24 protein-coding genes are annotated in these 22,508 nt (G+C 39.4%); 8 read left to right on the forward strand and 16 right to left on the reverse strand.

Annotated features, from left to right (window positions below; all coding sequences use genetic code 11):
• Positions 1-26: 26 nt before the first annotated feature.
• From BQ4443_RS06415 to BQ4443_RS06435, 5 genes are all read right to left on the reverse strand, one after another.
• Positions 27-1,550, reverse strand: a complete 1,524-nt coding sequence (locus BQ4443_RS06415) for a tripartite tricarboxylate transporter permease (protein WP_071058412.1) — start codon at positions 1,548-1,550, stop codon at positions 27-29.
• Positions 1,547-1,990, reverse strand: coding sequence for a tripartite tricarboxylate transporter TctB family protein (locus tag BQ4443_RS06420; protein ID WP_023950220.1), 444 nt, complete (start codon positions 1,988-1,990; stop codon positions 1,547-1,549). The genes BQ4443_RS06415 and BQ4443_RS06420 overlap by 4 nt, the downstream gene beginning before the upstream one ends.
• Before the next feature lie 86 nt (positions 1,991-2,076).
• Positions 2,077-3,084, reverse strand: a complete 1,008-nt coding sequence (locus tag BQ4443_RS06425; protein WP_031274352.1) for a Bug family tripartite tricarboxylate transporter substrate binding protein — start codon at positions 3,082-3,084, stop codon at positions 2,077-2,079.
• Between the two features lie 98 nt (positions 3,085-3,182).
• On the reverse strand, positions 3,183-4,592 hold the full coding sequence (locus BQ4443_RS06430) for a sensor histidine kinase (RefSeq protein ID WP_071058413.1): 1,410 nt from the start codon (positions 4,590-4,592) through the stop codon (positions 3,183-3,185).
• Positions 4,585-5,271: a response regulator gene (locus BQ4443_RS06435; RefSeq protein ID WP_071058414.1), complete on the reverse strand. Its 687-nt coding sequence runs from the start codon at positions 5,269-5,271 to the stop codon at positions 4,585-4,587. Before BQ4443_RS06435 ends, BQ4443_RS06430 begins: the two co-directional genes overlap by 8 nt.
• 382 nt (positions 5,272-5,653) lie before the next feature.
• Between BQ4443_RS06435 and BQ4443_RS06440 the strand changes: the two genes are divergently transcribed.
• Positions 5,654-6,175: a copper chaperone PCu(A)C gene (locus BQ4443_RS06440; protein WP_023950228.1), complete on the forward strand. Its 522-nt coding sequence runs from the start codon at positions 5,654-5,656 to the stop codon at positions 6,173-6,175.
• A 91-nt stretch (positions 6,176-6,266) separates the two neighbouring features.
• Here BQ4443_RS06440 and BQ4443_RS06445 read toward each other — a convergent pair whose 3' ends face one another.
• The 9 genes from BQ4443_RS06445 to BQ4443_RS06485 all read right to left on the reverse strand — a co-directional run bounded on the left by BQ4443_RS06445 (position 6,267) and on the right by BQ4443_RS06485 (position 14,363).
• Entirely contained in the window at positions 6,267-7,091 is an 825-nt protein-coding gene (locus tag BQ4443_RS06445) for an alpha/beta fold hydrolase (RefSeq protein WP_071058415.1), read from the reverse strand.
• Between the two features lie 53 nt (positions 7,092-7,144).
• On the reverse strand, positions 7,145-7,810 hold the full coding sequence (gene ybgF, locus BQ4443_RS06450; protein ID WP_071058416.1) for a tol-pal system protein YbgF: 666 nt from the start codon (positions 7,808-7,810) through the stop codon (positions 7,145-7,147).
• 86 nt (positions 7,811-7,896) lie between these two features.
• Positions 7,897-8,385: a peptidoglycan-associated lipoprotein Pal gene (pal, locus tag BQ4443_RS06455; RefSeq protein ID WP_023950235.1), complete on the reverse strand. Its 489-nt coding sequence runs from the start codon at positions 8,383-8,385 to the stop codon at positions 7,897-7,899.
• A 39-nt stretch (positions 8,386-8,424) separates the two neighbouring features.
• On the reverse strand, positions 8,425-9,690 hold the full coding sequence (gene tolB / locus BQ4443_RS06460; RefSeq protein ID WP_071058417.1) for a Tol-Pal system beta propeller repeat protein TolB: 1,266 nt from the start codon (positions 9,688-9,690) through the stop codon (positions 8,425-8,427).
• A 107-nt stretch (positions 9,691-9,797) separates the two neighbouring features.
• The gene (gene tolA, locus BQ4443_RS06465; RefSeq protein WP_071058418.1) at positions 9,798-10,961 is read right to left on the reverse strand and encodes a cell envelope integrity protein TolA; all 1,164 of its coding nucleotides are present in this window, start codon (positions 10,959-10,961) and stop codon (positions 9,798-9,800) included.
• A gap of 50 nt (positions 10,962-11,011) precedes the next feature.
• The gene (locus BQ4443_RS06470; protein ID WP_023950244.1) at positions 11,012-11,455 is read right to left on the reverse strand and encodes an ExbD/TolR family protein; all 444 of its coding nucleotides are present in this window, start codon (positions 11,453-11,455) and stop codon (positions 11,012-11,014) included.
• Between the two features lie 5 nt (positions 11,456-11,460).
• On the reverse strand, positions 11,461-12,150 hold the full coding sequence (gene tolQ, locus BQ4443_RS06475) for a protein TolQ (RefSeq protein ID WP_023950247.1): 690 nt from the start codon (positions 12,148-12,150) through the stop codon (positions 11,461-11,463).
• A gap of 5 nt (positions 12,151-12,155) precedes the next feature.
• Complete coding sequence (gene ybgC, locus BQ4443_RS06480) at positions 12,156-12,581, reverse strand: tol-pal system-associated acyl-CoA thioesterase (RefSeq protein ID WP_023950249.1); 426 nt, start codon at positions 12,579-12,581, stop codon at positions 12,156-12,158.
• A 39-nt stretch (positions 12,582-12,620) separates the two neighbouring features.
• Positions 12,621-14,363, reverse strand: coding sequence for a proline--tRNA ligase (locus tag BQ4443_RS06485; RefSeq protein WP_023950251.1), 1,743 nt, complete (start codon positions 14,361-14,363; stop codon positions 12,621-12,623).
• Positions 14,364-14,426: 63 nt separating this feature from the next.
• On the opposite strand from BQ4443_RS06485, the gene BQ4443_RS06490 reads away from it, so the two are divergent.
• From BQ4443_RS06490 to BQ4443_RS06510, 5 genes are all read left to right on the forward strand, one after another.
• Positions 14,427-15,029 (forward strand): RNA pyrophosphohydrolase, encoded by a 603-nt coding sequence (locus BQ4443_RS06490; protein ID WP_071058419.1) that lies wholly within the window; start codon positions 14,427-14,429, stop codon positions 15,027-15,029.
• A 5-nt stretch (positions 15,030-15,034) separates the two neighbouring features.
• Positions 15,035-16,411 (forward strand): tRNA uridine-5-carboxymethylaminomethyl(34) synthesis GTPase MnmE, encoded by a 1,377-nt coding sequence (gene mnmE / locus BQ4443_RS06495; protein ID WP_023950255.1) that lies wholly within the window; start codon positions 15,035-15,037, stop codon positions 16,409-16,411.
• Positions 16,412-16,574: 163 nt separating this feature from the next.
• On the forward strand, positions 16,575-16,955 hold the full coding sequence (locus BQ4443_RS06500) for a hypothetical protein (protein ID WP_023950257.1): 381 nt from the start codon (positions 16,575-16,577) through the stop codon (positions 16,953-16,955).
• Positions 16,956-16,967: 12 nt separating this feature from the next.
• Positions 16,968-17,276, forward strand: coding sequence for a cell division protein ZapA (locus tag BQ4443_RS06505; RefSeq protein ID WP_023950259.1), 309 nt, complete (start codon positions 16,968-16,970; stop codon positions 17,274-17,276).
• A gap of 342 nt (positions 17,277-17,618) precedes the next feature.
• Positions 17,619-18,341 carry an SIMPL domain-containing protein gene (locus BQ4443_RS06510; protein ID WP_071058420.1) on the forward strand — a complete coding sequence of 241 codons (723 nt, stop codon included), beginning with the start codon at positions 17,619-17,621 and terminating at the stop codon, positions 18,339-18,341.
• Here BQ4443_RS06510 and lgt read toward each other — a convergent pair.
• Positions 18,304-19,098: a prolipoprotein diacylglyceryl transferase gene (gene lgt, locus BQ4443_RS06515; RefSeq protein WP_071058421.1), complete on the reverse strand. Its 795-nt coding sequence runs from the start codon at positions 19,096-19,098 to the stop codon at positions 18,304-18,306. The two genes, BQ4443_RS06510 and lgt, sit on opposite strands and share 38 nt — an antisense overlap.
• A gap of 110 nt (positions 19,099-19,208) precedes the next feature.
• Here lgt and BQ4443_RS06520 point away from each other — a divergent pair, with 110 nt between their 5' ends.
• Both BQ4443_RS06520 and msrA read left to right on the forward strand, forming a co-directional pair.
• A complete protein-coding gene (locus BQ4443_RS06520; protein ID WP_143000571.1) occupies positions 19,209-19,547 on the forward strand; it encodes a c-type cytochrome in 339 nt (112 codons plus the stop codon).
• Between the two features lie 104 nt (positions 19,548-19,651).
• Positions 19,652-20,179 (forward strand): peptide-methionine (S)-S-oxide reductase MsrA, encoded by a 528-nt coding sequence (gene msrA, locus BQ4443_RS06525; RefSeq protein WP_023950267.1) that lies wholly within the window; start codon positions 19,652-19,654, stop codon positions 20,177-20,179.
• A 289-nt stretch (positions 20,180-20,468) separates the two neighbouring features.
• Here the strand turns inward: msrA and BQ4443_RS06530 are convergent, their stop codons facing one another.
• Positions 20,469-21,071, reverse strand: a complete 603-nt coding sequence (locus tag BQ4443_RS06530) for a LysE/ArgO family amino acid transporter (protein WP_071058422.1) — start codon at positions 21,069-21,071, stop codon at positions 20,469-20,471.
• Between the last annotated feature and the right edge of the window lie 1,437 nt (positions 21,072-22,508).

The following is a 22,508-nucleotide window of genomic DNA, read 5'->3' on the forward strand; positions in this document are numbered from 1 at the left end:
TAGAGCCTTTTTTATTAAATAAACAACTAATTAGCGGGTGCTGTTGCTACTTTTCTACGCATTTTGCGCATTAAAGGAGGAACTATACCTACTAACGCTGCGGCAATCCACAATCCAATGGATAATTTACTTTCAAACAGAATGCCGATGTCACCATTAGTCATAGATAAGGCACGACGTAAATTTTGTTCCATCATATCACCTAAGACGACACCAAGTACTAGAGGGGCCATTGGTACTTCAAATTTGCGTAAGAAGTAACCTATGATACCAATTACCACCATTAACACTAAATCAAAGGTTGTTCCGTTAATAGCGTAAACACCAATGAAACTAATGGCTAAAATGCCAGGGACAAGTAACCATGGTGGAACACGTAGCATCGCCGCAAATATCTGTACCATTGGCACGTTCATAAGGAATAGCATCACGTTAGCAATAAAGAGTGAAGCAATAAGTCCCCAGACGATTTGAGGTTGTGTATCAAATAACACAGGACCAGGCGTGATATTGTATAAAGTCAATGCACCCATCATTACAGCTGTTGTACCAGATCCGGGTACACCAAGTGTTAACATAGGAATAAATGAACCTGTTGCAGCTGCATTATTGGCAGCCTCAGGTGCAGCTAAACCACGGACATCACCTTTACCGAACTTGGCTTCAGGGTCTTTACCCTCAATCATTTTTTTCTCATTTGCGTACGCTACAGCAGATGCTACACTCGCACCAGCACCGGGTAGAATACCAATAAAGAAACCTACTACACTCGCACGAATGGTTGTCCAACCAGTTTTGCAAAGTTCAGCAAAATTAAACATTTTGCGAGTGCCTTTAGGAACTTCAATTGAATTGCCTGATAAAAGGTTTTCTAGCATTTGAAGCATTTCAGCAATAGCAAAAAGCCCAATGACGACAACAACGAAATCAATACCGTCAGCAAGATTTGGTAGGTCAAATGAATAACGATAAACACCAGAGTTTGAGTCTACACCAACAGTAGAAATAGCAAGACCTAACATAGCGGCAAGAATACCTTTAACAGGTTGTTCACCTAGTAAACTGGTTAATGCAGCAAATGCGAAAACCATCAGCACAAAATATTCTGCCGGACCAAAAGCAATCGCCCACTTAGCGAGAATAGGTGCTAATGCCAGAATGCCGAAAGTGGCAATCATAGAGCCTACAAAAGAAGCCCAAGCTGATAGTGATAAGGCTACACTTGCTAAACCTTGACGTGCCATAGGGTAGCCGTCAAGTGTTGTCATCACAGCGGCAGCCTCTCCAGGAACATTTAATAAAATAGACGTAATACGTCCACCATATTCAGCACCAACATATACTGCTGCTAATAAAATCAATGCTGTTTCTGGAGGAAGTTTCATCGCAAAAGCAATGGGTACTAGCATCGCTACGGCATTAATTGGACCCAAACCAGGTAATACCCCAACAATAGTACCGATAAACGAACCAATAGCAGCTACTAATAAGTTAATCGCAGAAAAAGCAACCCCAAACCCTAATCCTAAATGATCAAAGAAGCTACTCATAGAAGATCTCCTAGAATACCTGTTGGAAGTACCACATCTAATCCTTTATCAAATAAGAAAAAGAATAAAACAGCCATACAGACAGCACCTATAATTGCTTTGCCCCATGAACCACCAAATAGGCGAGAAACAAAGACGGACATAATAGCGGTTGAGAGTACAAATCCTAACCATTGGAATAAAAAGGCATAACCAACAACATAAATCAGCATAGTGAAAATACGGAAGTTAGCACCCGCTGGATTGGGCTCAATATCTTTACCTTTTTTCAAAATAAGGAGAATGCCACAAATACCGATAATTAGCGCAATGAGAAGAGGGAATGCTTTAGGACCAACTGGCTCATAAGAGAAAGGAGGCTCTAAATCATACCCAAAGTACGTGAGAAATGCCGCAACCAATAGGGCAGCAAATCCTAGGACACGGTCATTTAAAACCATAAAGCACCTAATTTGAGAAATGTTTAAATGGATAACTCACAAAGAGGTTATCTCTTTGTGAGTTTTTTGTGAAAAATAAGAATTAATTATTTTTTGATTAAGCCAAATGAGTCGGCTAACTCTTTGTAGTTTTTAACACTTTCTTTAACATAGGCATCTAATTCAGCACCTGTTTTATTGAAAGGGAATAAGCCTTGTTGCTCTTGTAATTTTGCAAATTCAGGCGTTTTCATTAAATCATCAAATGATTTAACCCATACGTTATATTCTGCATCGCTAATTTTTGGAGGAGCGTAGAAACCACGAATGATAGGCCAGTTAATATCGTATCCTTGTTCTTTAGCTGTAGGAACATTAGCTAAGACACCAGGTAAACGTTCTGTATTGAATACTGCTAATACACGGATTGGTGTACCACCGTCAATCATTGTACGAGCTTCAGCTGCATCACCCATATAGGCTTGGATATGACCGCCACGTAGTGCTGTAATAGCTTCACCACCGCCTTCAAAGGCAACAAAGCGCATTTTTTTGTAATCAACACCAGCTGCTTTTGCTGTTAAAGCGGCTTTCATCCAGTCTTGGCTACCAACAGAACCACCAGCACCTAAAATGATTTTTGTAGGATCTTCTTTAAAGGCATCCATTAATGATTTTAGGTCTTTATATGGTGAGTCATCACGAACAACAGCAACACCGTAGTCACTACCAATAGCGGCTAACCAACGAACATCTTCAGCTGTGTATTTACCAAACTTACCTTGAGCAAGGTTAAGTAAAGAACCACTAGAGAAAGCAACGATAGCATTAGGATCATTGCTGCGTTGAGCAACGATATTGTTGTATGCTACAGCACCAATACCACCTGGCATATAGACAGTGCGCATTGGTTCTTTTAGCAATTTAGTTTGTTGAAAACCATTTACAGCAACACGACAAGTTAAATCAAAGCCGCCACCAGGCTGAGCGGGAGCAACACATTCAGGTTTTTGTGGCTGTTCTTGTGCAGAAACAGATCCTAAGAAAGAAAAGCTTAATACACTAGCAGCGAGTAAAGCTGTTGATTTTTTAGTAAATTTCATCGTCATCTCCATGTTGAAGGATTATTTTTTAATCAGTGTCATACCTTAACGAATGAAACCTTTCGATTAGCTTTCAAAATGCTTAATTTTTTTGTAATCTAGGGAAATCCCTAGCATTTTTTAGGAAAAATAAGACGTACTTTTAAGCCTGACATGAAAGAAGAGGGAAGAAATTCTAACTGTGCTTGGTTAATGTCAGCAATAGTTTGCACAATGGCTAAACCTAGTCCAGATCCTTGTTGCTCACGGCCAGCACTACCTCGTCGAAAACGTTTACCCGCTGATGCAATATCTTCAGGACTCATACCGGGACCATTATCTTCCACTTGCAAAATAAGCGTATCGGGTTGTTCAATAATTGATGTAGTGATTTGAGCTCCTCTAGGACAATACTTGATGGCATTACCAATTAAGTTACTAAGAGCTTCTTGGACGAGCCAAGCTACTCCTTGTATATAAAGAGGTTTATTGGGTATGTCCATTCCGTAATCAATCTTTTTCCATCTTGCAAAAGGTAGTAAATCATTAACTGTTTTACTTGTTAATTCACAAATATTCAATATTTCTTGTTGTTGATTAAGGGAGGCGGCATCAGTAGCATTTTGTACTTTAGCTAATGTTAGTAATTGATTAGTTAAATCAATGGTATTACTTAGCCGTAGCTGAGTAGCGGATAAGACTTCGTCCATTTCTTGATTATTGTGAGTGAGGCTACGCGCATAACTAATTTGTGTATTGAGTATGGCTAAAGGAGTCCTTAGCTGATGAGCGGCATCATCTAAGAATTGTCGCTGTAAATGAATACTTTTTGCGTAACGATCAATGTGAATATTAATCGCTTTTACTAATGGAGTAATTTCAGATGGAAGCTCCTCTTCGACAATTGGGCGTAAATCATTATCATTGCGTTGAGCAATTCTTTGATTAAGCTGTTGTAATGGGCGTAAAGCAATCAAAATACCGACGTAGATAATAATTATTAATAGCACAATAATGAAAAGATCTTTTCCCACAGATTGCCACAGCATCTCATTGAGAAAATTAGTTCTTGCCTGTGATCTTTCTGCTACTTGGATAATCAGTCGTGTATTAGGAGAGTAACTCAAAGGTGTTTTGGGATGTATAGCAATAGCGGCAATCCTAATATTCTCGCCGAAATATTGACTATCATAAAAAACAGGCTTATTACTAAGCTCCATATCTTCTGGTAAGGGAATGGAAGCATAACCAATTTCAGTTAAACCATCTTCGGTCGCCACACGGAAATAGACAGGACTTTGTGTCGTTAATTCCAGTAACTCAAATAAATAAAAGGGTTGCTCCATAGAAAGCCCACCATTCTCTGTTTTGACATTGACTTCAATGGAACGAATAGCACCTGCTAGTGTACGGTCAAAGGCTTGTTGGACTTGTGTTTTTAATTTATGGATAGAGATTAGCCATGAAGTAATCATCACTAAAATGACGATAGGTAGAATGAACCATAATAAGGTGCTCTTTAAACTTTGTTGTTTATGCATCTAGCGAGTCCGATATTGGTTCGAGGCAATAGCCAATCCCTCGTAAGGTGGTTATTTGGACATCACTTCCTTGTAATTTTTTGCGTAGTCTATGTACGATGACTTCTACGACATCTGGTGTAAGTTCTGTATCGGGATCAAGCATTCTATCGAGGATAAACTGTTTATTAACAGGCTCTCCACTTTTTTGGATGAGAATACGCAACACTTCATTTTCTCTTGGCGTTAGGGACAGGTGTTTTTGCTGGAGCAAGAATGATTTAGTACTGTGGTCATAGTGTAAACTAGCACAAGACATTTGTGGTTTATCACGACCACGGCTACGACGAATGAGAGCAAATAGTCGAGCGACTAATTCCTCAGTCATAAACGGTTTGGGTAAAAAATCATCTGCTCCCATATCTAATACTTGGACACGAGAGGACAAAGAGTCATTAGCAGTGAGTACCAGAATGGGGGTGCGGTTATCATCGGCACGTAGTCTGCTTAACAAGGTACGACCATCCATACTAGGTAAGCCCAAATCCAAAATAACAGCATCAAATTCTTCGACAGATAGCCGTTTGAGAGCAATTAGTCCATCATTCGCCCACTCAATATTAAAACCTGCATTTTTATGCAAGCTTTTTATGAGCCAGTGAGCCAAATCAGGTTCATCTTCGACTAATAAGATACGCATATATTCAAATTAAAGAAGTGGTTTTCTCTATTATAGTTTGACCGTAGTTATTTTTGTAGAGTGAATAAGTAATGATTGATATGCTACTCGAATGAAGGGGCTATATATATTGGGTTGTTTAGAGTATCAAGTAATAAGGAAATGAAAAAGCAGGGAGTTAGCTTGTATATAGTGTTGTTTATAGTGGCAAGTAAAAGAATATATAAGTCACAGAAAGAAGCGTAGAAGGAAGAAAATAAGTGTTGAGATGAGAGAGAAAACTATTATGTGACTCAGAACGGATAGAGTTGTATTGGCTTATGTACTATAATGACAATTCACCTTTTTCTTTGTAAGAGGCCTTAGAAATAGTGTGAACAAATCTTGTTATGGAGACTTTTAAATGTTCACTTTTCAAACGCTTTCTACAATTAGTTTATCTTTGTTTGCTGCAACAGCAGTTATGGCTCATAATCACCAACATGAGAAAATGAGTCATGATCATCAACATCATCACGCATCAGCTACTGTTTCAAAAGAGAGCGCAGAAGCTGTAGAGTTTAGTCAGTGTTGGATTCGTTTTAGCGAGCAAGGTAGTTCTGCATTGTATATGAAAGCTAAGAATAATGATGTGAATAAACCAGCTTATTTAGTGGGAGCTAAGTCTGATGCTTTTGAACATATTATGTTGCATGAAAGTTATCAGCATAATGGTATGACGGGTATGCGTCATCTTAATGAAATAGAAGTTCCTGCGGGTAAAGAAGTTGTGTTTACACCGGGCAGTTATCATCTTATGCTAATGTCGCCAAAAGCGGTAAAGGTAGGCGATAATGTCCACATTACTTTTTCTTTAAGTAATGGTCATGAACTATCAACGCAATGTTTAGTAAAACCCTTAACCGCTAAATCATTTGGCAATTAATGTGTATTTATTAAATTAAATAGCAAAAAAAGGGGGGTAGTAATACCCCCCTTTGGTTTTGTTAATACTGCATCGTCTCTTATGACTATTTTTAGATAGTTAATGATTGGTTGTAAGCATTGATATGCTCAATAATAATATGGTTAAATTCGTGTGGTAAAGCAAGGTTCATCCCATGAGAGGCAGGGCTTAGAACAAAACTCTTGGCTTGTGGCCATAAGGTTTGTAAGGTGCGATTGATCTCTGGGAAGGGGGCAGGGCTATCAGAACCACCCATTAATGTGATGGGCAGCTTGAGAGATTCTAGCGTTGATGATATGAGAAAAGGTTTCTCATAGCGTTGTAGAAAAAGTGTATGGGCATTTTCTCTTACCATTTCCTTGAACCATCGTACCATTTTTTTATAAGTACCTTCGCCACTGACAGAGTCAATGAAAAGTGCGAGTCCCTCATCTAATTTTCCTGCGTGAATAAGTTGTAAGGCTTCTTTTTTAAATGCAATTCCTTCTTGTAATTGCTGATGATCACGAATACCGGGATCTGCCAGAATTAAAGAACTGATACTTTGCGGAGTGGTTAAAGCAAGATCTAGAGCAACAGCGGCACCACGGGAATGTCCTAAGATATGTGCTTTAGAAATTTCTAGCTGTTGTAATAATGCTGCAATATCTTGCGAGTGTTGCTGGTAGGAAAAGTCATCAACGCTTGTCAATGGAATAGGAGCGTAGTGTCTAAGACTAGGTGCAATTACTCGAAAGTGTTTAGCGAGTTCTGGGATTTGCCATTTCCAATAACGGTAATCACAAAGTGAACCATGAATTAAGACGATAACATCAGATCCTTGTCCATTATCTGTATAGGCAAGACGAGTATTATTTATGATGATTTCTTTTAAGTTTAAACTTTCAGTGTTCATAAAAAAAAGTCGCCTTTAGAGATAAAGGCGACGTAAATTCTGTAAGTAAAACATTAGTACATTGATAAGCGCTCTTTGGCTGTATCAGCGGCTGGTGTACCAGGGTATTCTTTAATCGTGCGTTGCAGAGTGGCTTTGGAGCCATCAATATTATTAAGTTCTAATTGGCTTCCTGCAATCACTAATAAAGCGTCGCCAGCTTTACTGTCTTTGGGATAGGCATGAACCATTTCATTTAGAACTTTGATAGAATTTTTGAAATCACGATTGGCATAACGGCTACTACCTTCGTAGAACATAGCACTAGGAGTGAGAGGGCTAGAAGGGTAAGCTGAAGAGAAGTTGGCTAGTGCCTGTGAAGCACCTGCGTAGTTGCCTTGTCTAAATAAGTCTAATGCCGCATCGTAAGCGCGTTGTTCAGTTGGATCACCGACCTGTGCTGATGGACCAATATCGTCATTTGCACGTGAAGCTAATGCTTGTGATTGACCAGCATTACCTAAAGATTCAATTTGTCCTCTGATTTGACGAAGTTCGTTTTGTAATTTTTGAACTTGTTGTGCCAAGTCATTACGAACCATATCACTTTGTTTAAGTTGAGAACGTAATTCTAAGATAGCACGACGTGCTTGTTCGTCTTCTTGAGCCCAAGCAGGTTGTGTCACACTGAAAAAAACTGTAGAAAGAACAAGAGCAAGAGTTGTGTTATTTAGCATCATGGATTGTCTCGTAAAATAAAACGCCGCAATAATATTAAACCATTGCGGCGTGTAGACATTTAATGTCGGTATAAAACCGCTAGAAATTAACGAATGTAGTTAATGTCAGCACGACGGTTTTGAGCATAAGCTTCTTCAGTTGTACCAGTAGCTACTGGACGCTCTTTACCAAAGCTAACTGCTTCGATTTGAGCAGCGTTAACGCCTTGTTGAGTTAATTGATTAGCAACTGCTACTGAACGACGTTGACCTAATGCTAAGTTGTACTCTGAGCTACCGCGTGCGTCAGTGTTACCTTCGATACGGATACGTTGTGCACTGTTAGCTGCTAAGTATTGAGCGTGCATTTGAACTAAAGGTTGGAATTGAGATTCAACAACATAGCTGTCAAACGCGAAGTATACTGAACGTTGTTGAGCTAATGGACTATTTGGGTTGAACGGATCCATAACTGCTGAACCGTTAGCACCAGTACCAGCACCAGTACCGTTAGCATTAGTGTCAGTAGATGTTGATGAACACGCAGCTAAAGTTGCTGCGATTGCCGCTACAGATAGAATTTTTGCTAAAGACATAGCATTTCCTTTTTAAATTATAAACAAAACAAACAAAAATTATTTCTGCTCAGTAAAGGGACCCCAAGCTGCTGCAGTGACGTTGCCTTTACTTGGTAATGTAGTGGAGAATGAACCATCTGCATTTACAAGTCCTAAACTACCACCGGCGGCATAAAGTACTTGCATACCATTAGGAGCAAAACTAGGAGATAGGTCGTTTGGTCCAGAAGTGAGTAATTGATCAGAGCCTGAACCTAGACCATTGATGGCTATCGAATAACCACCACCTCTCATGCTAGTATATACCATTTTACTACCATCCGGCGATATCTTACCAGAAAGATTTTGTGAACCATTGAAAGTAATACGACTTGCTTGACCGCCACCTAGACCGGTACGATAAATTTGTGGGCTACCACCACGGTCAGATGTAAAAATTAAACCACTACCATTAGGGAAGAAATATGGCTCAGTATCAATTTCCGGAGAATCGGTAACTTTGCGTGGAGAACCGCCATTGCTACCAATTAAATAAATATTTGAAAGACCATCCATACTTAGCGCAACAGCAAGCTGAGAGCCATTTGGTGACCATGCTGGAGCACTATTGTTCCCTTTGAAATTAGCCACAGCATTACGACCACCAGAGGCTAAATTTTGTACATAAACAACAGGTTTGCCTGATTCAAAGCTCACATAAGCAAGACGTTTACCGTCTGGAGACCATGCTGGAGAAATGATATTTGCACCAGAAGTGACTGCCTGAGCATTCTCGCCATCCGCATCAGCAACATATAATGTACTGCCTGTGACATAAGCGATTTTTGTTGTAAAAATACCACGAACACCTGTTGATTGCTCATAAGCGGCATCTGCTGCTTTATGTGCTAACTGACGCATATTAGAGGCAGAAATACTTAACGATTGTAAATTGGTTTGTTGCGCCGTATCGCCAAGATTGTAGTTAATGCTATTGGAAGATGCAGATCCATAGATAACATTTTTACCACCACCAGCTTCAGCTAAAGCTGCCCAGTTGGCTGTGCCACTTGAGTCAGTACTCATTACGCCAATACGGGTAACTTCAAATTGACCTGAGCGAGTTAAATCGGCGGCAATAATATCAGCAATTTCTTTTCCGTTTGTGCCTGCAAAGTCAGCAACTACAATCGGGAATTTATTACTAGCGACACCAGAACCTGAAAGATTAACATTAACCTGTGCCTGAGTAGCTGGTGTTAGGCTTAAACTAAAGCCGAGTAAAATAGCACTAAATAAGTTTGTGCTACGATGTTGAGAACGTAATTTACGTAGTAGTGACATGACGTCATTCTCCTAAAAATTTGTCTATGTTCATAGTGTATCAATTATGTACACTATGAACACATAATGCAGAGATTTCTTTTTCAAATCTTTACAAAACAAGGCTGTTATTGTGGTCTAAATTCGTAATTTCCTTCGACATAACTATTACCAGTAGGTGGTTTCGGGAATGGATTACATTGTTTAAGTGCATTCAGCGCGGCGGTATCAAATGCTTTATTGCCAGAAGTTCTGGTGATACGGGCATTGGTTACTGTGCGACTACTATCGAATTCAACACGGTAGCGTACGCCTAAGCGTTGATTTCCACTGAAGCGTAAACGGGGTTCTACGCAAGCTTTGACTAGTCTTGCATAACCATCGTTACCTCCACCGCCACCAATTTGGTTGCGATCATTTTGTCCACCTTTAATACCAGCACGGCTATTAATATCACCACGCATAGCTGCTCGTAATGCATCACCTTTTGAGTTAGCTTTGGCTTTTGCCTCAGCGGCTAATTTAGCATCTGCTTTAGCTTTTGCAGCAGCTTTGGCTTTAGCTTCTTGTTCAGCCTTTTCCTTAGCTTCTTTGGCCGCTTTTTCTTTAGCCTCTTTAGCTGCCTTTTCCTTAGCTTCTTTCTCGGCTTTTTCTTTAGCCTCTTGTTCAGCCTTTTCTTTAGCTTCTTTGTCAGCTTTTTGTTTAGCTTCTTTCAATGCTTTTTCTTTTGCTTCTTTGTCAGCTTTTTCTTTAGCTTCTTTTTGTGCTTTTAGTTTGGCTTCTTTTTGTGCTTTTAGTTTAGCTTCTTTTTCAGCTTTCTCTTTAGCTTCTTGTTCAGCTAAGCGTTTGGCTTCTTTTTCGGCTTTTTCTTTGGCTCGTTTTTTCTCTAGAGCAATCTCAGGATCCTCTTCGCTCATATTACTAGCAGCAGCCGCTGCTTTGGGAGGAGGAGGGGGAGGTGCTTGTTTGGGAGGCTCTGCGGCATGGACTGGCTCAGGGTCTGGAGCGGGTGTCGGCTCTGGTTCTGGCTCAGGCTGTGGTTGATCCTCTTCTGTACGAGTATCTTCTTCGGCAGGGTCAGGCGTCCTAGTCTCAGCAGGAGGAGCTACAATTTGTTCCGTTCCTTCAGTCCATAGTTCAAGTTGCAAAGGACCTGCTGCGGAATCGGTTTTATTTAGCGCACTAATGATAATTGCTGCAAGTAGTGACAGATGCAGTATGACAGAGAAGACAAGACCTTTCTTATCATCTCTTTGCGAATAAAACTCGGTGGGGATTTTATATTTACTCATGTATCTGTTTTTGGCAAAGCACAGTATAAAAATGACTGGTTATGTTTTAGCTATTTTTTTGTGTTCGCTTGTTTTGTTTGGTTAACCATTAACCCCAAACGCGTTAAGCCATTTGAGCGTAGCGTATCCATAATTTTCATCACTTCTTCATAGGCAACTTTACCATCAGCAGAAATCACTACTGGCGTATCAGCTTGAGCCATAGATTGAATACGAGAAAGTACTTCTTCTTTTGGTACTTTCTCAAACTCTGCACCAGATTGGCGTAAACGAACTGATACATCGCCGTTTTCTTCTAGTTGGACTTCAACTGGTGTTGTTGGTACTTCTGCTGCTCGTCCTACAGAAGGTAGATTCACTAATCCAGGTGTAATCATAGGAGCAGTCACCATAAAAATGACGAGTAATACTAACATTACGTCAATATATGGAACGACGTTCATTTCATTTTTTAGACGGCGTGATCGACCACGCCCTTTTCTATTAGCAGCCATGGTAACTATTTAGTCTGACGTTGTAAAATATTTAAAAATTCATCCATAAAACTATCAAAGCGACTTGAGACTTTGTCGATAGAGTTGGAGAAATAGTTATAGGCAAGCACAGCGGGAATTGCCGCAAATAGACCAATTGCCGTTGCAATCAAGGCTTCGGCAATACCAGGTGCCACAGCTGCCAGAGTGGCTGTTACGTTTGTGCTTAGACCTAGGAATGAGTGCATAATCCCCCAAACTGTACCTAATAAGCCAATGTATGGACTAACTGAACCAGCAGAGGCAAGAAAGTTAAGTTTTGAGTCTAATAAATCAACTTCACGTTGATAGGTTGCACGCATAGCACGCTCAGCACCTTCAACTTGAGTTTCGGCAGACGCTTCTTTTTGACGTGCTTTTAAAAACTCTGTCATGCCTGCATCGAAAATACGACCTAGTGCACCAGCTTCATCAGGATTGCGAGAGATGTTTTGATGCAAAGAGCCTAAATCACCACCACGCCAGAATTGTTGTTCAAATTCTTTGGTTTGTTTATCTGTACGAGAAATGGTTAGGTATTTGCTGATAATGAATGCCCATGAAATGACAGAAATTGTCACTAAAATAAGCATGATAATTTGAACAGGTAAACTGGCGTCAGCAATTAAGGTAAAAACAGACATTTCTGCTGCTTCTGGTGAGACGGGGGGATTCATGGTACTTAAATATCCTGAGCTGAAATTAAAATAGAACGAATAGAGTCTGGTATAGGACTCGCTTTAAAGGTATCAAGGTTAATGCAACAAATCTGAATATTGCTGTTGACTAATATTTTTCCGTCACGTTCACAATATTGTTCAAAATCAATAGATGCATTACCAATTTTCTTTATTTTTGTTTGGATGGTTAATAAATCATCTAAACGAGCTGGGCTTTTATAGTTAACTTGTGTGCCTACAACGACAAAAATAATGCCTTCAGTTTGAGCCAGTAATGATTGGTTAAAACCTAAACGTCTTAACCACTCGGTTCTAGCACGTTCGAAAAATTTTAGATAATTGGCGTAAAAGACAACGCCTCCTGCGTCAGTATCTTCGTAGTAAACACGGACCGGGAAGGCGAAGTCAGAAGTGTTATTTGTAGACATAACGAGCTTATGTAAAAGTAATATTACTTAAACAGCAAATTATACCGTACTTTTAAGTTGTTGATATAGATTAAAGAGATAAGAATTTACTTCAGATGGTGACAATTTTTGGGATTCTTTATCACGTCTGGCTTGTACTTCAATAATACCTTCTTTAAGACCCTTCTCTCCGACAGTTACACGAATAGGTACACCAATGAGCTCCCATTCTGAAAACATGACACCGGGACGAGCATCTCTATCATCTAGAATAACATCAATGCCTTGATCTTTGAGGTAGTTGTAAATACTAGTAGCTTGTTGGCGAACTTCCTCACTTTTACCCCAACCAATAGGGCAAATAACAACTTCAAATGGAGCGATAGGTAAAGGCCAAATAATTCCTTTGTCGTCATTATTTTGCTCAATAGCAGCAGCCATAATTCGGCTAACACCGATGCCATAACAACCCATTTGGATGACTTCTGGCTTACCTTGTTCATTGAGGTAAGTCGCTTTTAGTTTTTCAGAATATTTATCCCCTAAGAAGAAAACGTGGCCTACTTCGATACCATGTTCAATAGCTAATGTACCTGGCTCATCAACGGCAGGATCACCAGCGACAACATTACGTATATCTTCAATCATAGGCTCTGGCAAGTCGCGTCCCCAGTTAACACCCACCCAGTGAGTATTTTCTTGGTTTCCACCACAAACAAAGTCACTCATATTGCCTACTGTTTTGTCGGCAATAATGTGAATAGGTTTAACAGTATTAACAGGGCCTAAATAACCCGGTTTAGAACCAAAATGCTCAATGATTTCCTCTTCGGAGGCTAGTTCGAAGCCATGTTTGAAAGCGGCTAATTTACCAATTTTTACTTCGTTAACTTCATGGTCACCACGCACCAATAAAAGGTAAATAGATTTTTTGCCTTCTTCGTCTTGTACACTGTACACAACTGATTTAACAGTCTGTTGTAGAGGAATATTGAGTAACTCAGCCACCAATTCACACTTATTCGCCTCTGGTGTAGGCACAAGTTCAAGAGCTTTGCTAGGGAGGGCTCTTTCTGCAATTAAACAAGGAGCTTCTGCTAGTTCAATATTAGCAGCATATTCAGAATCTGGGTTGTAAACAATTAAATCTTCACCAGTATCTGCAATGACTTGGAATTCATGGCTGCGTGATCCACCAATAGAGCCAGTGTCTGCATTAACAGCACGGAACTTTAGCCCTAGGTTAGTGAAGATTTTTTTATAAGCATTAAACATAATGTCATAGCTTTTGAGTGCGCCAGCTTCATCACGATCGAACGAATAAGCATCTTTCATCGTGAATTCTCTGCCACGCATAAGACCAAAACGTGGACGACGCTCATCACGGAATTTAGTCTGAATATGGTATAAATTTAAAGGTAGTTGACGCCAGCTATGAATTTCATTAGCAACAATCTCAGTAACTACTTCTTCTGAGGTTGGTTGTAAAACAAAATCTCTGCCGTGTCTATCTTTGATACGCAATAACTCAGCACCATAGGCATCCCAACGACCTGTTTGCATCCATAATTCGGCTGGCTGTACCACAGGCATTAAAATTTCTAATGCACCTGCATTGTTCATCTCAGTGCGGATAATGTTTTCAATTTTGCGTAAAACTTTCAAAGCAAGAGGCATGTATGTGTAGATGCCTCCTGCATGTTTACGAATCATACCCGCACGCATCATTAATTGATGGCTGATGACTTCGGCATCAGCAGGGGCTTCTTTTGAAGTATTTAAGTGAAAATGTGACGCTAACATGGTTACTTTTAAAATAGAAACGTATAATCAAACTTAATTATATTTGAATTTAAGGGGCGGTGCATGCTTGATCGCGAAGGTTACCGTCCTAATGTTGGTATTATCCTTTTAAATCAAAAGAATGAGGTGTTTTGGGGTAAAAGAATACGAGAAAAGTCATGGCAATTTCCTCAAGGAGGTATAAAGTATGGCGAAAATCCTACACAAGCGATGTATCGCGAATTGTATGAAGAGCTCGGTCTTAAACCTGAACATGTCCAAATATTAGGGCGAACGCGAAACTGGATACGCTATAACGTACCAGAACATTTTGTGCGACGAGAGTCGCGAGGACACTATAAAGGACAAAAACAGATTTGGTTTTTATTAAAACTTGTAGGTAAAGATAAAGACATTAGCTTACGAGCAACCAATCATCCAGAGTTTGATGCTTGGCGTTGGAGTAAGTATTGGGTGCAGCTTGAACAGGTGATTGAGTTTAAGCGGGGAGTTTATCTTGAAGCACTTAAAGAATTGTCTGTATTTACTGATGAAAACAAAACCTCAGAAACGAGGTTTTTACGTAAACGCCAATTCAAACACAAGTCCAAAAAAAGTGTAAAAACAAATTCAGAAATTATTTCTGTAGAACAAGAAGTAATGGTTGAAGTTAAAGATATTTTATAAAGTAAATGATGGAATATATAGCGACTATTGCTGCTATTGCTACAGCTCCAGGAAGAGGAGGGGTTGGGGTAATACGGTTATCAGGTAAAAATTTACTCCCTATTGCTCAAAGCATTAGTGGAGGTAAAACACCTGAACCTCGAAAAGCACTCTACACTGATTTTGTAGATGCCAATAATCAAGCCATAGATAATGGTCTAATGCTTTATTTTGCTGCTCCCGCTAGTTTTACTGGTGAAGATGTAATTGAGCTACAAGGTCATGGCGGACCTGTCGTGATGAATATGTTGTTAGAGCGTTGTCTGCAACTAGGGGCTAGATTGGCTGAACCCGGTGAATTTACTAAACGTGCTTTTTTAAATAATAAATTGGACTTAGCGCAAGCAGAAAGTGTTGCTGATTTAATTGATGCCTCTAGTCAATCAGCTGCTCGTATGGCGTTGCGAAGTTTAAAGGGAAGTTTCTCAACGCATATCCATGCATTAGTGGATAACTTGATTAATTTACGTATGCTTGTAGAGGCAACTTTGGACTTTCCTGAGGAAGAAATTGATTTTCTAGAAGCCGCTGATGCTAGGGGAAAGTTGGCGCGATTACAGGATGAATTAGACAATGTGTTAGCACAAGCAACGCAGGGTGCTATTTTGCGTGAAGGGATGAATGTCGTTCTAGTGGGTGCTCCTAATGTCGGCAAATCTTCTTTATTGAATGCTTTAGCTGGTGATGATATTGCTATTGTGACGGATATAGCAGGAACAACACGTGACACGGTACGTGAGCAGATAGTGTTAGATGGTGTGCCTATTCATATTATTGATACAGCAGGACTTCGTGAAACTAGCGATATTGTTGAGCAGATGGGTATTGAGCGGAGTTATAAAGCCTTACAAAACGCAGATGTAGCCTTAATTTTGATTGATCCAATTGAAGGGATTAATGCAAAGACAGCATCTATTTTGTCCATGGTGCCACCCTCATTAAAACGAATCGAGGTGCAGAATAAGATTGATTTGCGAGGAGAGTCGGCAGGAGTTTTCTATGAAGGTGAAGCAGAGCGTGCGAGTGTCACACAGGCGTCAACATTGATTAAGCTGTCAGCAAAAAGTGGGGAAGGGCTCTCATTGCTCAGGGAAGAATTGTTAGCTATTATCGGTTGGCAAGGAGAAAGTGAAGGCTTATTTTTGGCGAGAACGAGACATTTAAATGCGTTGAAAATGGCTAAGACTGAATTAGAAAATGCCTCAATTAATGGTTATGATAATATTGAACTATTAGCGGAGCATTTGCGACTAGCCCAAGAAGCTTTAAATGAAATTACCGGTGAGTTTACGGCAGATGACTTGCTAGGAGTGATTTTTAGCCGGTTTTGTATTGGGAAATAGTCATTTATCGCTAAAATAGTGATGAGAATTTGTTCTTTTTAGCTTGTAAAATGACAATTAAATCTAAAAAACATACTTTTAAGTGGGTAGTTAATAGAATTTACAGTTAAAATTAACCTTTACCATATTTGTTGTTATCAACTTTATTTTAAGAACGAAGCTTATGTTACAAGAACTAGATCAAGTAGCTATTCGCATTGGGCAGATTGTAGAGATGAGTCGTCGCCTATTGGCAGAGCGTAATGAGTTGCTCAGCCGGTTAGATGCATCAACACAAGAAGGCTCTACATTGCGTCAGCAATTAACGTCTCAAGAAGCGAAAGTGGCTGAATTAACGACTAGCTTATCTACGCAAACTGAAGGGGTTAAGGTAGAAAATGATAACTTACGTCAACAAGTAGAAGAGTTAACAAGCAGAGTTAATACGCTAGAGGCACAATTAAATAAGGCTCAACAAGAGTTATCTTTGTGGCGTGAAAAATCTCAATCTGTGCGCAATAGAGTGGCACATATTCTTGAGAATTTACCTAATAATGCGATTTAAGGAAACGATAAGATGGAACGTGTAGAAGTAAGTATCTTGGATCGTAGCTTAACGCTAAGTGTAGATAGCTCTGAAAGAGAAAAATTAATTGCTTCAGTAAAACATGCTGATCAATTAATGCAACAAATTAAAGCAGCTTCCCCCTCGTTAAGTCCAGAAAGAATTGCTATAATGGCAAGTATAAAATTAGCATCTGATTTAATGAGTATGGAATCAGGTGATGGTCCATTTAAGGGTGTTCAGTTTGGTGAATTCCAAAGCAAAATTAATGATATTAATGCTCTTTTGGATCAAAGCATTGACGAATTGAAATCGATTTAATAGTTAATATATTTAGTCGATAATAGTTTTGCCCTGCGGTAGTCGTGACCTTGGTCATTCATCTCTTACCTATGCGTATGGCACAAGGCAGTAAATCAGTAAAGTGGGAGTGATTGTCTTTATGATGAACCCGAAGCTTTATTCCAGTCTGCCGACTTTGAACTTGAGGGTTCGAGGTGCCGACCTTGACGCTACAGGCGGGGCAACCCCCTTTTCTATATTTTCCTTTTCTTAATTTCTAGACATAAAATTTTGCAAAAATTAATGTTTTTGTAGTTACATATACATGATTAGTCGGTATCATGACCTTTGTTCCATTTTGTTTTTTAAGGATCAATGTATATGAAAACGATTATTAAAGTTTTAGCCTTAAGTACTATTGCTATGGTAGCCTGGCAGTCAGGTGTTTTGGCACAAACAGAAATGACAACTAACAAACCAGCAAATGACCAGACAGTAATTAATTTATCAGCAAGTGTGCAAGAAGAGGTGAAACCTGATGTGGTACGTTTGACCTTATCTAAGCAATTACAAGGAACAAACCAACAAGAATTAACTACTCAATTGAATAAAGCGATTAATGCTGTCTTGGAAAAAGGTAAAGCAGATCCCGATTTAACTATTAGAAATGGTGATTATGGATTTTGGAGTGTTGGTGATAAAGAGAAAGAAATCTCTTGGGTAATGCGTGGTGAAGTGATTGTCACTAGTAAGGACTTTGCTAAAGCACAAGCGTTTATTGCAATGAATAAAGACATGATGACGCTTGATAATATTCAATTTATTCTCTCTGAAGAAAGTAGAAATAAGGTCGAAGAAAAATTGATAGCAAATGTTGCTGAAGCATTTAATAAAAAAGCCAGTGCTGTTGCAAAGGCTTTTGGTTCACAAACATATCACATTAATAGTATTCAATTAAATAATAATGCAGGTCGTCAACCTAGGATGTACGCTGCAGCAGCGGCAACGACTTATTCCTCTAAGTCCGCAGACGATGCTGTGAACCTAGAGGGGGGTAAAGTTGAAGTTAATGTGACGGCTGACGGTCAGATTTCTTTGCGCTAATAATGTAGAGAATAATCCCTGCAATAATCATTGGAAGAGATAGCCATTGCCCCATGCTCAGACCAAGAGCAAGGAACCCTAAATGGCTATCAGGTTCACGGGTGTATTCTGCGATAAATCGGAATGAGCCATAGCCTATTAAGAAGACTGCACTAACTTGACCTGTTGGACGTTTTTTACGTGAAAACAGCCATAAGATAACAAATAGAGTAATACCTTCTAATGCCATTTGATAGAGTTGAGAAGGGTGGCGAACAGCACCGTCACTATGAGGAAATACCATCCCCCAAGGAACATCTGTGGTTCTTCCCCAGAGCTCACCATTGATAAAATTACCCAAACGACCTGTGGCTAGGCCTAAAGGTACTAGTGGTGCGCCAAAATCTGAAATTTGAAAGAATGTTTTATTTTCTTTATGTCCAAAATATAGCATAGCTAATAAAACACCGATAAGCCCACCGTGAAATGACATCCCACCATCCCACACAGCAAAAATTTCTAGTGGATGCTGTAAGTAGTAGCTAAATTTATAAAAGATGACGTAACCAAGACGTCCACCTAAAATAACGCCAAGAATACAATAAAAAAGTAAATCTTCGAACCGTTCAACAGTGATGTCTAAAGCCCCTTTGCGGACACGATAACGACCGAGAACCCAAGCAAAAAAGAATGCTAAAAGATACATGAGCCCATACCAGTGAATTTTAATCGGTCCAAGCTCAAGTGCAACAGGGTCAATTTGTGGGTAAGTTAACATAAATCATTCCGTATTAAATAAGATAGCGTTATCCTGTCTTTTGAGAAGTAGTGATAAACTATCGAGTATTGAATTAGCTTGATTTTAACAAGTTTTTAATAAGTAAGCCTATGAAGAGATTATCCATATTATTGTTTCCATTGTTGACAATGTCGGCTGTGTATGCACAACCATCTTTAGATGCACCAACATTATTGAAAAATAAAATCTGTATGCATTGTCATCAGGTAAATGAAAGGCGAGTAGGACCTTCTTTTAAAATGGTGGCGGATAAATATCAACAAGATAAGACTGTTACCGTAGAAGAGTTAGCTAAAAGAATCGTTGAAGGAGGAACAGGGCAATGGGGGCCTTTACGTATGCCTGCTCAACCTAAAGTGTCTACAGAAGAGGCGATAATCATGGCTGACTGGATTTTACATGTAAAAGGTGATGAGCAAGTAAACTAAAAATTAGGTAGTCAATTACTTCGATAATAGCTAGTGAACTATGTGATTGACAGTTATTATTCTTATCATCAATGAGACAAACATAAAGGACTTAGGAGTGAATTATGTCTATTGAAATTGCCGTATTTGGTGCAGGTTGCTTCTGGTGTGTAGAAGCGGCTTTTGAAAAATTAAAAGGTGTTGAAAAAGTATTGCCTGGTTATGCTGGGGGTGAATTAGACAATCCAAGTTATAAACAGGTTAAGACAGGAACAACAGGGCATGTGGAAGTTGTTCAAATTCATTTTAATCCTGAAATAATTTCGTACAAAGAATTGTTAGAGGTATTTTTCAGTTTGCATGATCCCACCTCGTTAAATAAACAAGGTGCTGACGAAGGTACACAATATGCTTCAGCTATTTTTGCCGTCAATGCTGCACAAAAAGAAATAGCTCAACGTGCTATTCAAGAGGCTCAGCCTCATTATGATAAACCGATTGTCACAGCACTCTATGATAATGTGCCTTTCTGGGAAGCGGAGGATTATCATCATCATTATTTTGAAAATAATCCTGATCAACCTTATTGCTCTTTAGTAGTCGCTGAAAAGGTAAATAAGTTTATGAAAAAATTTGCGCATAAGCTTAAATAACAAATAGGCAGGCGGGATTGTGTTGTCTGAGAAAAATTTTTTAGAATGTTAGGATGATTTAGTTACGTAAAGATAAATAAATTATTATGTTTTGATGTGTAGGTTTTCAAGTGTAGTACTCAAGAAAATTAATTGATGAGAAATGATGAGTCACAACGAAAATCCTACACATTGGGAGTGCCATTTTATTGATAACCTAGATCACCTAGTTCAAGAAGAATATTTTTATAATGTGCTTATTTTATAAATAAAGTAAGTTATGTCAGTACTGGTTTAGTTCATAAGAACATTATTCTATTAATAAAGAAATGGCGATATAAATCATAATAATAAAAATTATAAAATCCAAAATTTGCCAAGAGCGTGGCTTTCTAAAAATAGGTTGTAATAAACGAGCGCCATAGCCTAACGAGAAAAAGAATAAGAAAGAAGCTGTAATATTTCCTAAATAAAAAGATAACTCACGTCCATGATATTTGGTTGCTATTGAACCAATTAAGAAAACAGCATCTAAATATACATGTGGATTTAACCATGTGAGAGCGCAGAGAATTAATAGTGTTTTTAATAGCGGTTTTTTATCTGAATCGGCTTGAGCATCAAGTGCTTGCCCTCCTTTTAATGCACTTTTTAAATGAGTGAGTCCATAAACAACTAGAAAAGCAGCGCCTATATATTTAATTCCTACTAATGCCCAAGGTATGCTTTTAATAATATAACCAAAACCAAACACGCCAAAGCCGATGATAATGGCATCAAAGAGCGAACACACTAAGCAGATCCAGAAAATATGCTCATTCTTTAACCCTTGTTTAAGTACAAAAGCATTTTGCGAGCCAATGGCGACAATTAAGGATAAGCAAAGTAGGAAACCCGGTATGAAAGCACTCATGATTGATTAGTAATTTTGTGAATAAAAAAGACAGGATAGAAAGTAAATGATTGTATAGGAGTTTAGGGTGATCTGATATAAAGAGCTAATCTTACTTGTGCTAATAATTGGATAACTTATTCATGTTGTGAATTAAATACAGCAAAGATTTTTATGGATAGGCTGTATAGGGTGGGTGGTTCAAAGAAGCAAAGAATAGAAGATGACCCAAAAGCAACAGGTTGGATAGATGGGAGAGGGGGGAGATGATAAAGACAGTGCTTAAGCAAGAAAGGTCAGGAGCGTATTTGGGAGAGGTGTTGTGCTGATGAGGGGTATTGGTGTCAATACAACGGAGGTGCTGTGGTGATGTTTCATTTTTACGACAGTTTAGTGGGGGTGTTGTCGTTTTGGTTATTTTGAGGAGGGCGGGCATGTTACATTTTTACGACAAAGTAGTTAAAAAAGGAGGTTTTTGAGTTTTTTAGGTGGCTGGGTATTGCCAAAGGGTGGAAAGGGGGGCATAATGTCAATCTTTCCTGCTGAGGCAGCGATTAGTCAAGTCGATAAGTTGCTTGATGGTTGGTTGAAGAGGCGGGGGAGGTTAAGCGAGTTAAGTTGACGATAGTGAGTGGATTTAACAACAGTTTAAAAATAAATTAAAACTATTTTTAAAAAGTGCTTGACAGGATGTAGTGAAGTAGTTCATAATTACATTCTTTGCTGCTGACGGCAACGACGATGAGGTAACACGAAGTCGCCGAGACAGTCAGGCAAATTTACAGTGGTAAGTTTGCGATGTTCTTTAACAACTAACAGCCGATAAGTGTGGGCGCTTGGAATGAGAGAGCCATCCTATCACGGGATGAGCTAATACATTATTTTAAGTGCTTACACTACATACAGAAATAAGGTTTTTTTACAAACGTTATTTCTTTGAGTATAAGCAGCGATAGTATCTACGGATACTACAATTAAACAGGAATTGAACTGAAGAGTTTGATCCTGGCTCAGATTGAACGCTAGCGGGATGCCTTACACATGCAAGTCGAACGGCAGCATCAGAGAGCTTGCTCTCTGGATGGCGAGTGGCGAACGGGTGAGTAATGTATCGGAACGTGCCCAGTAGCGGGGGATAACTACGCGAAAGCGTAGCTAATACCGCATACGCCCTACGGGGGGAAAGGGGGGGATCGTAAGACCTCTCACTATTGGAGCGGCCGATATCGGATTAGCTAGTTGGTGAGGTAACGGCTCACCAAGGCGACGATCCGTAGCTGGTTTGAGAGGACGACCAGCCACACTGGGACTGAGACACGGCCCAGACTCCTACGGGAGGCAGCAGTGGGGAATTTTGGACAATGGGGGCAACCCTGATCCAGCCATCCCGCGTGTGCGATGAAGGCCTTCGGGTTGTAAAGCACTTTTGTCAGGGAAGAAAAGTTCGAGGTTAATACC

This window comes from Pelistega sp. MC2 (genome assembly GCF_900099475.1).
Taxonomy (GTDB): domain Bacteria; phylum Pseudomonadota; class Gammaproteobacteria; order Burkholderiales; family Burkholderiaceae_B; genus Taylorella; species Taylorella indica.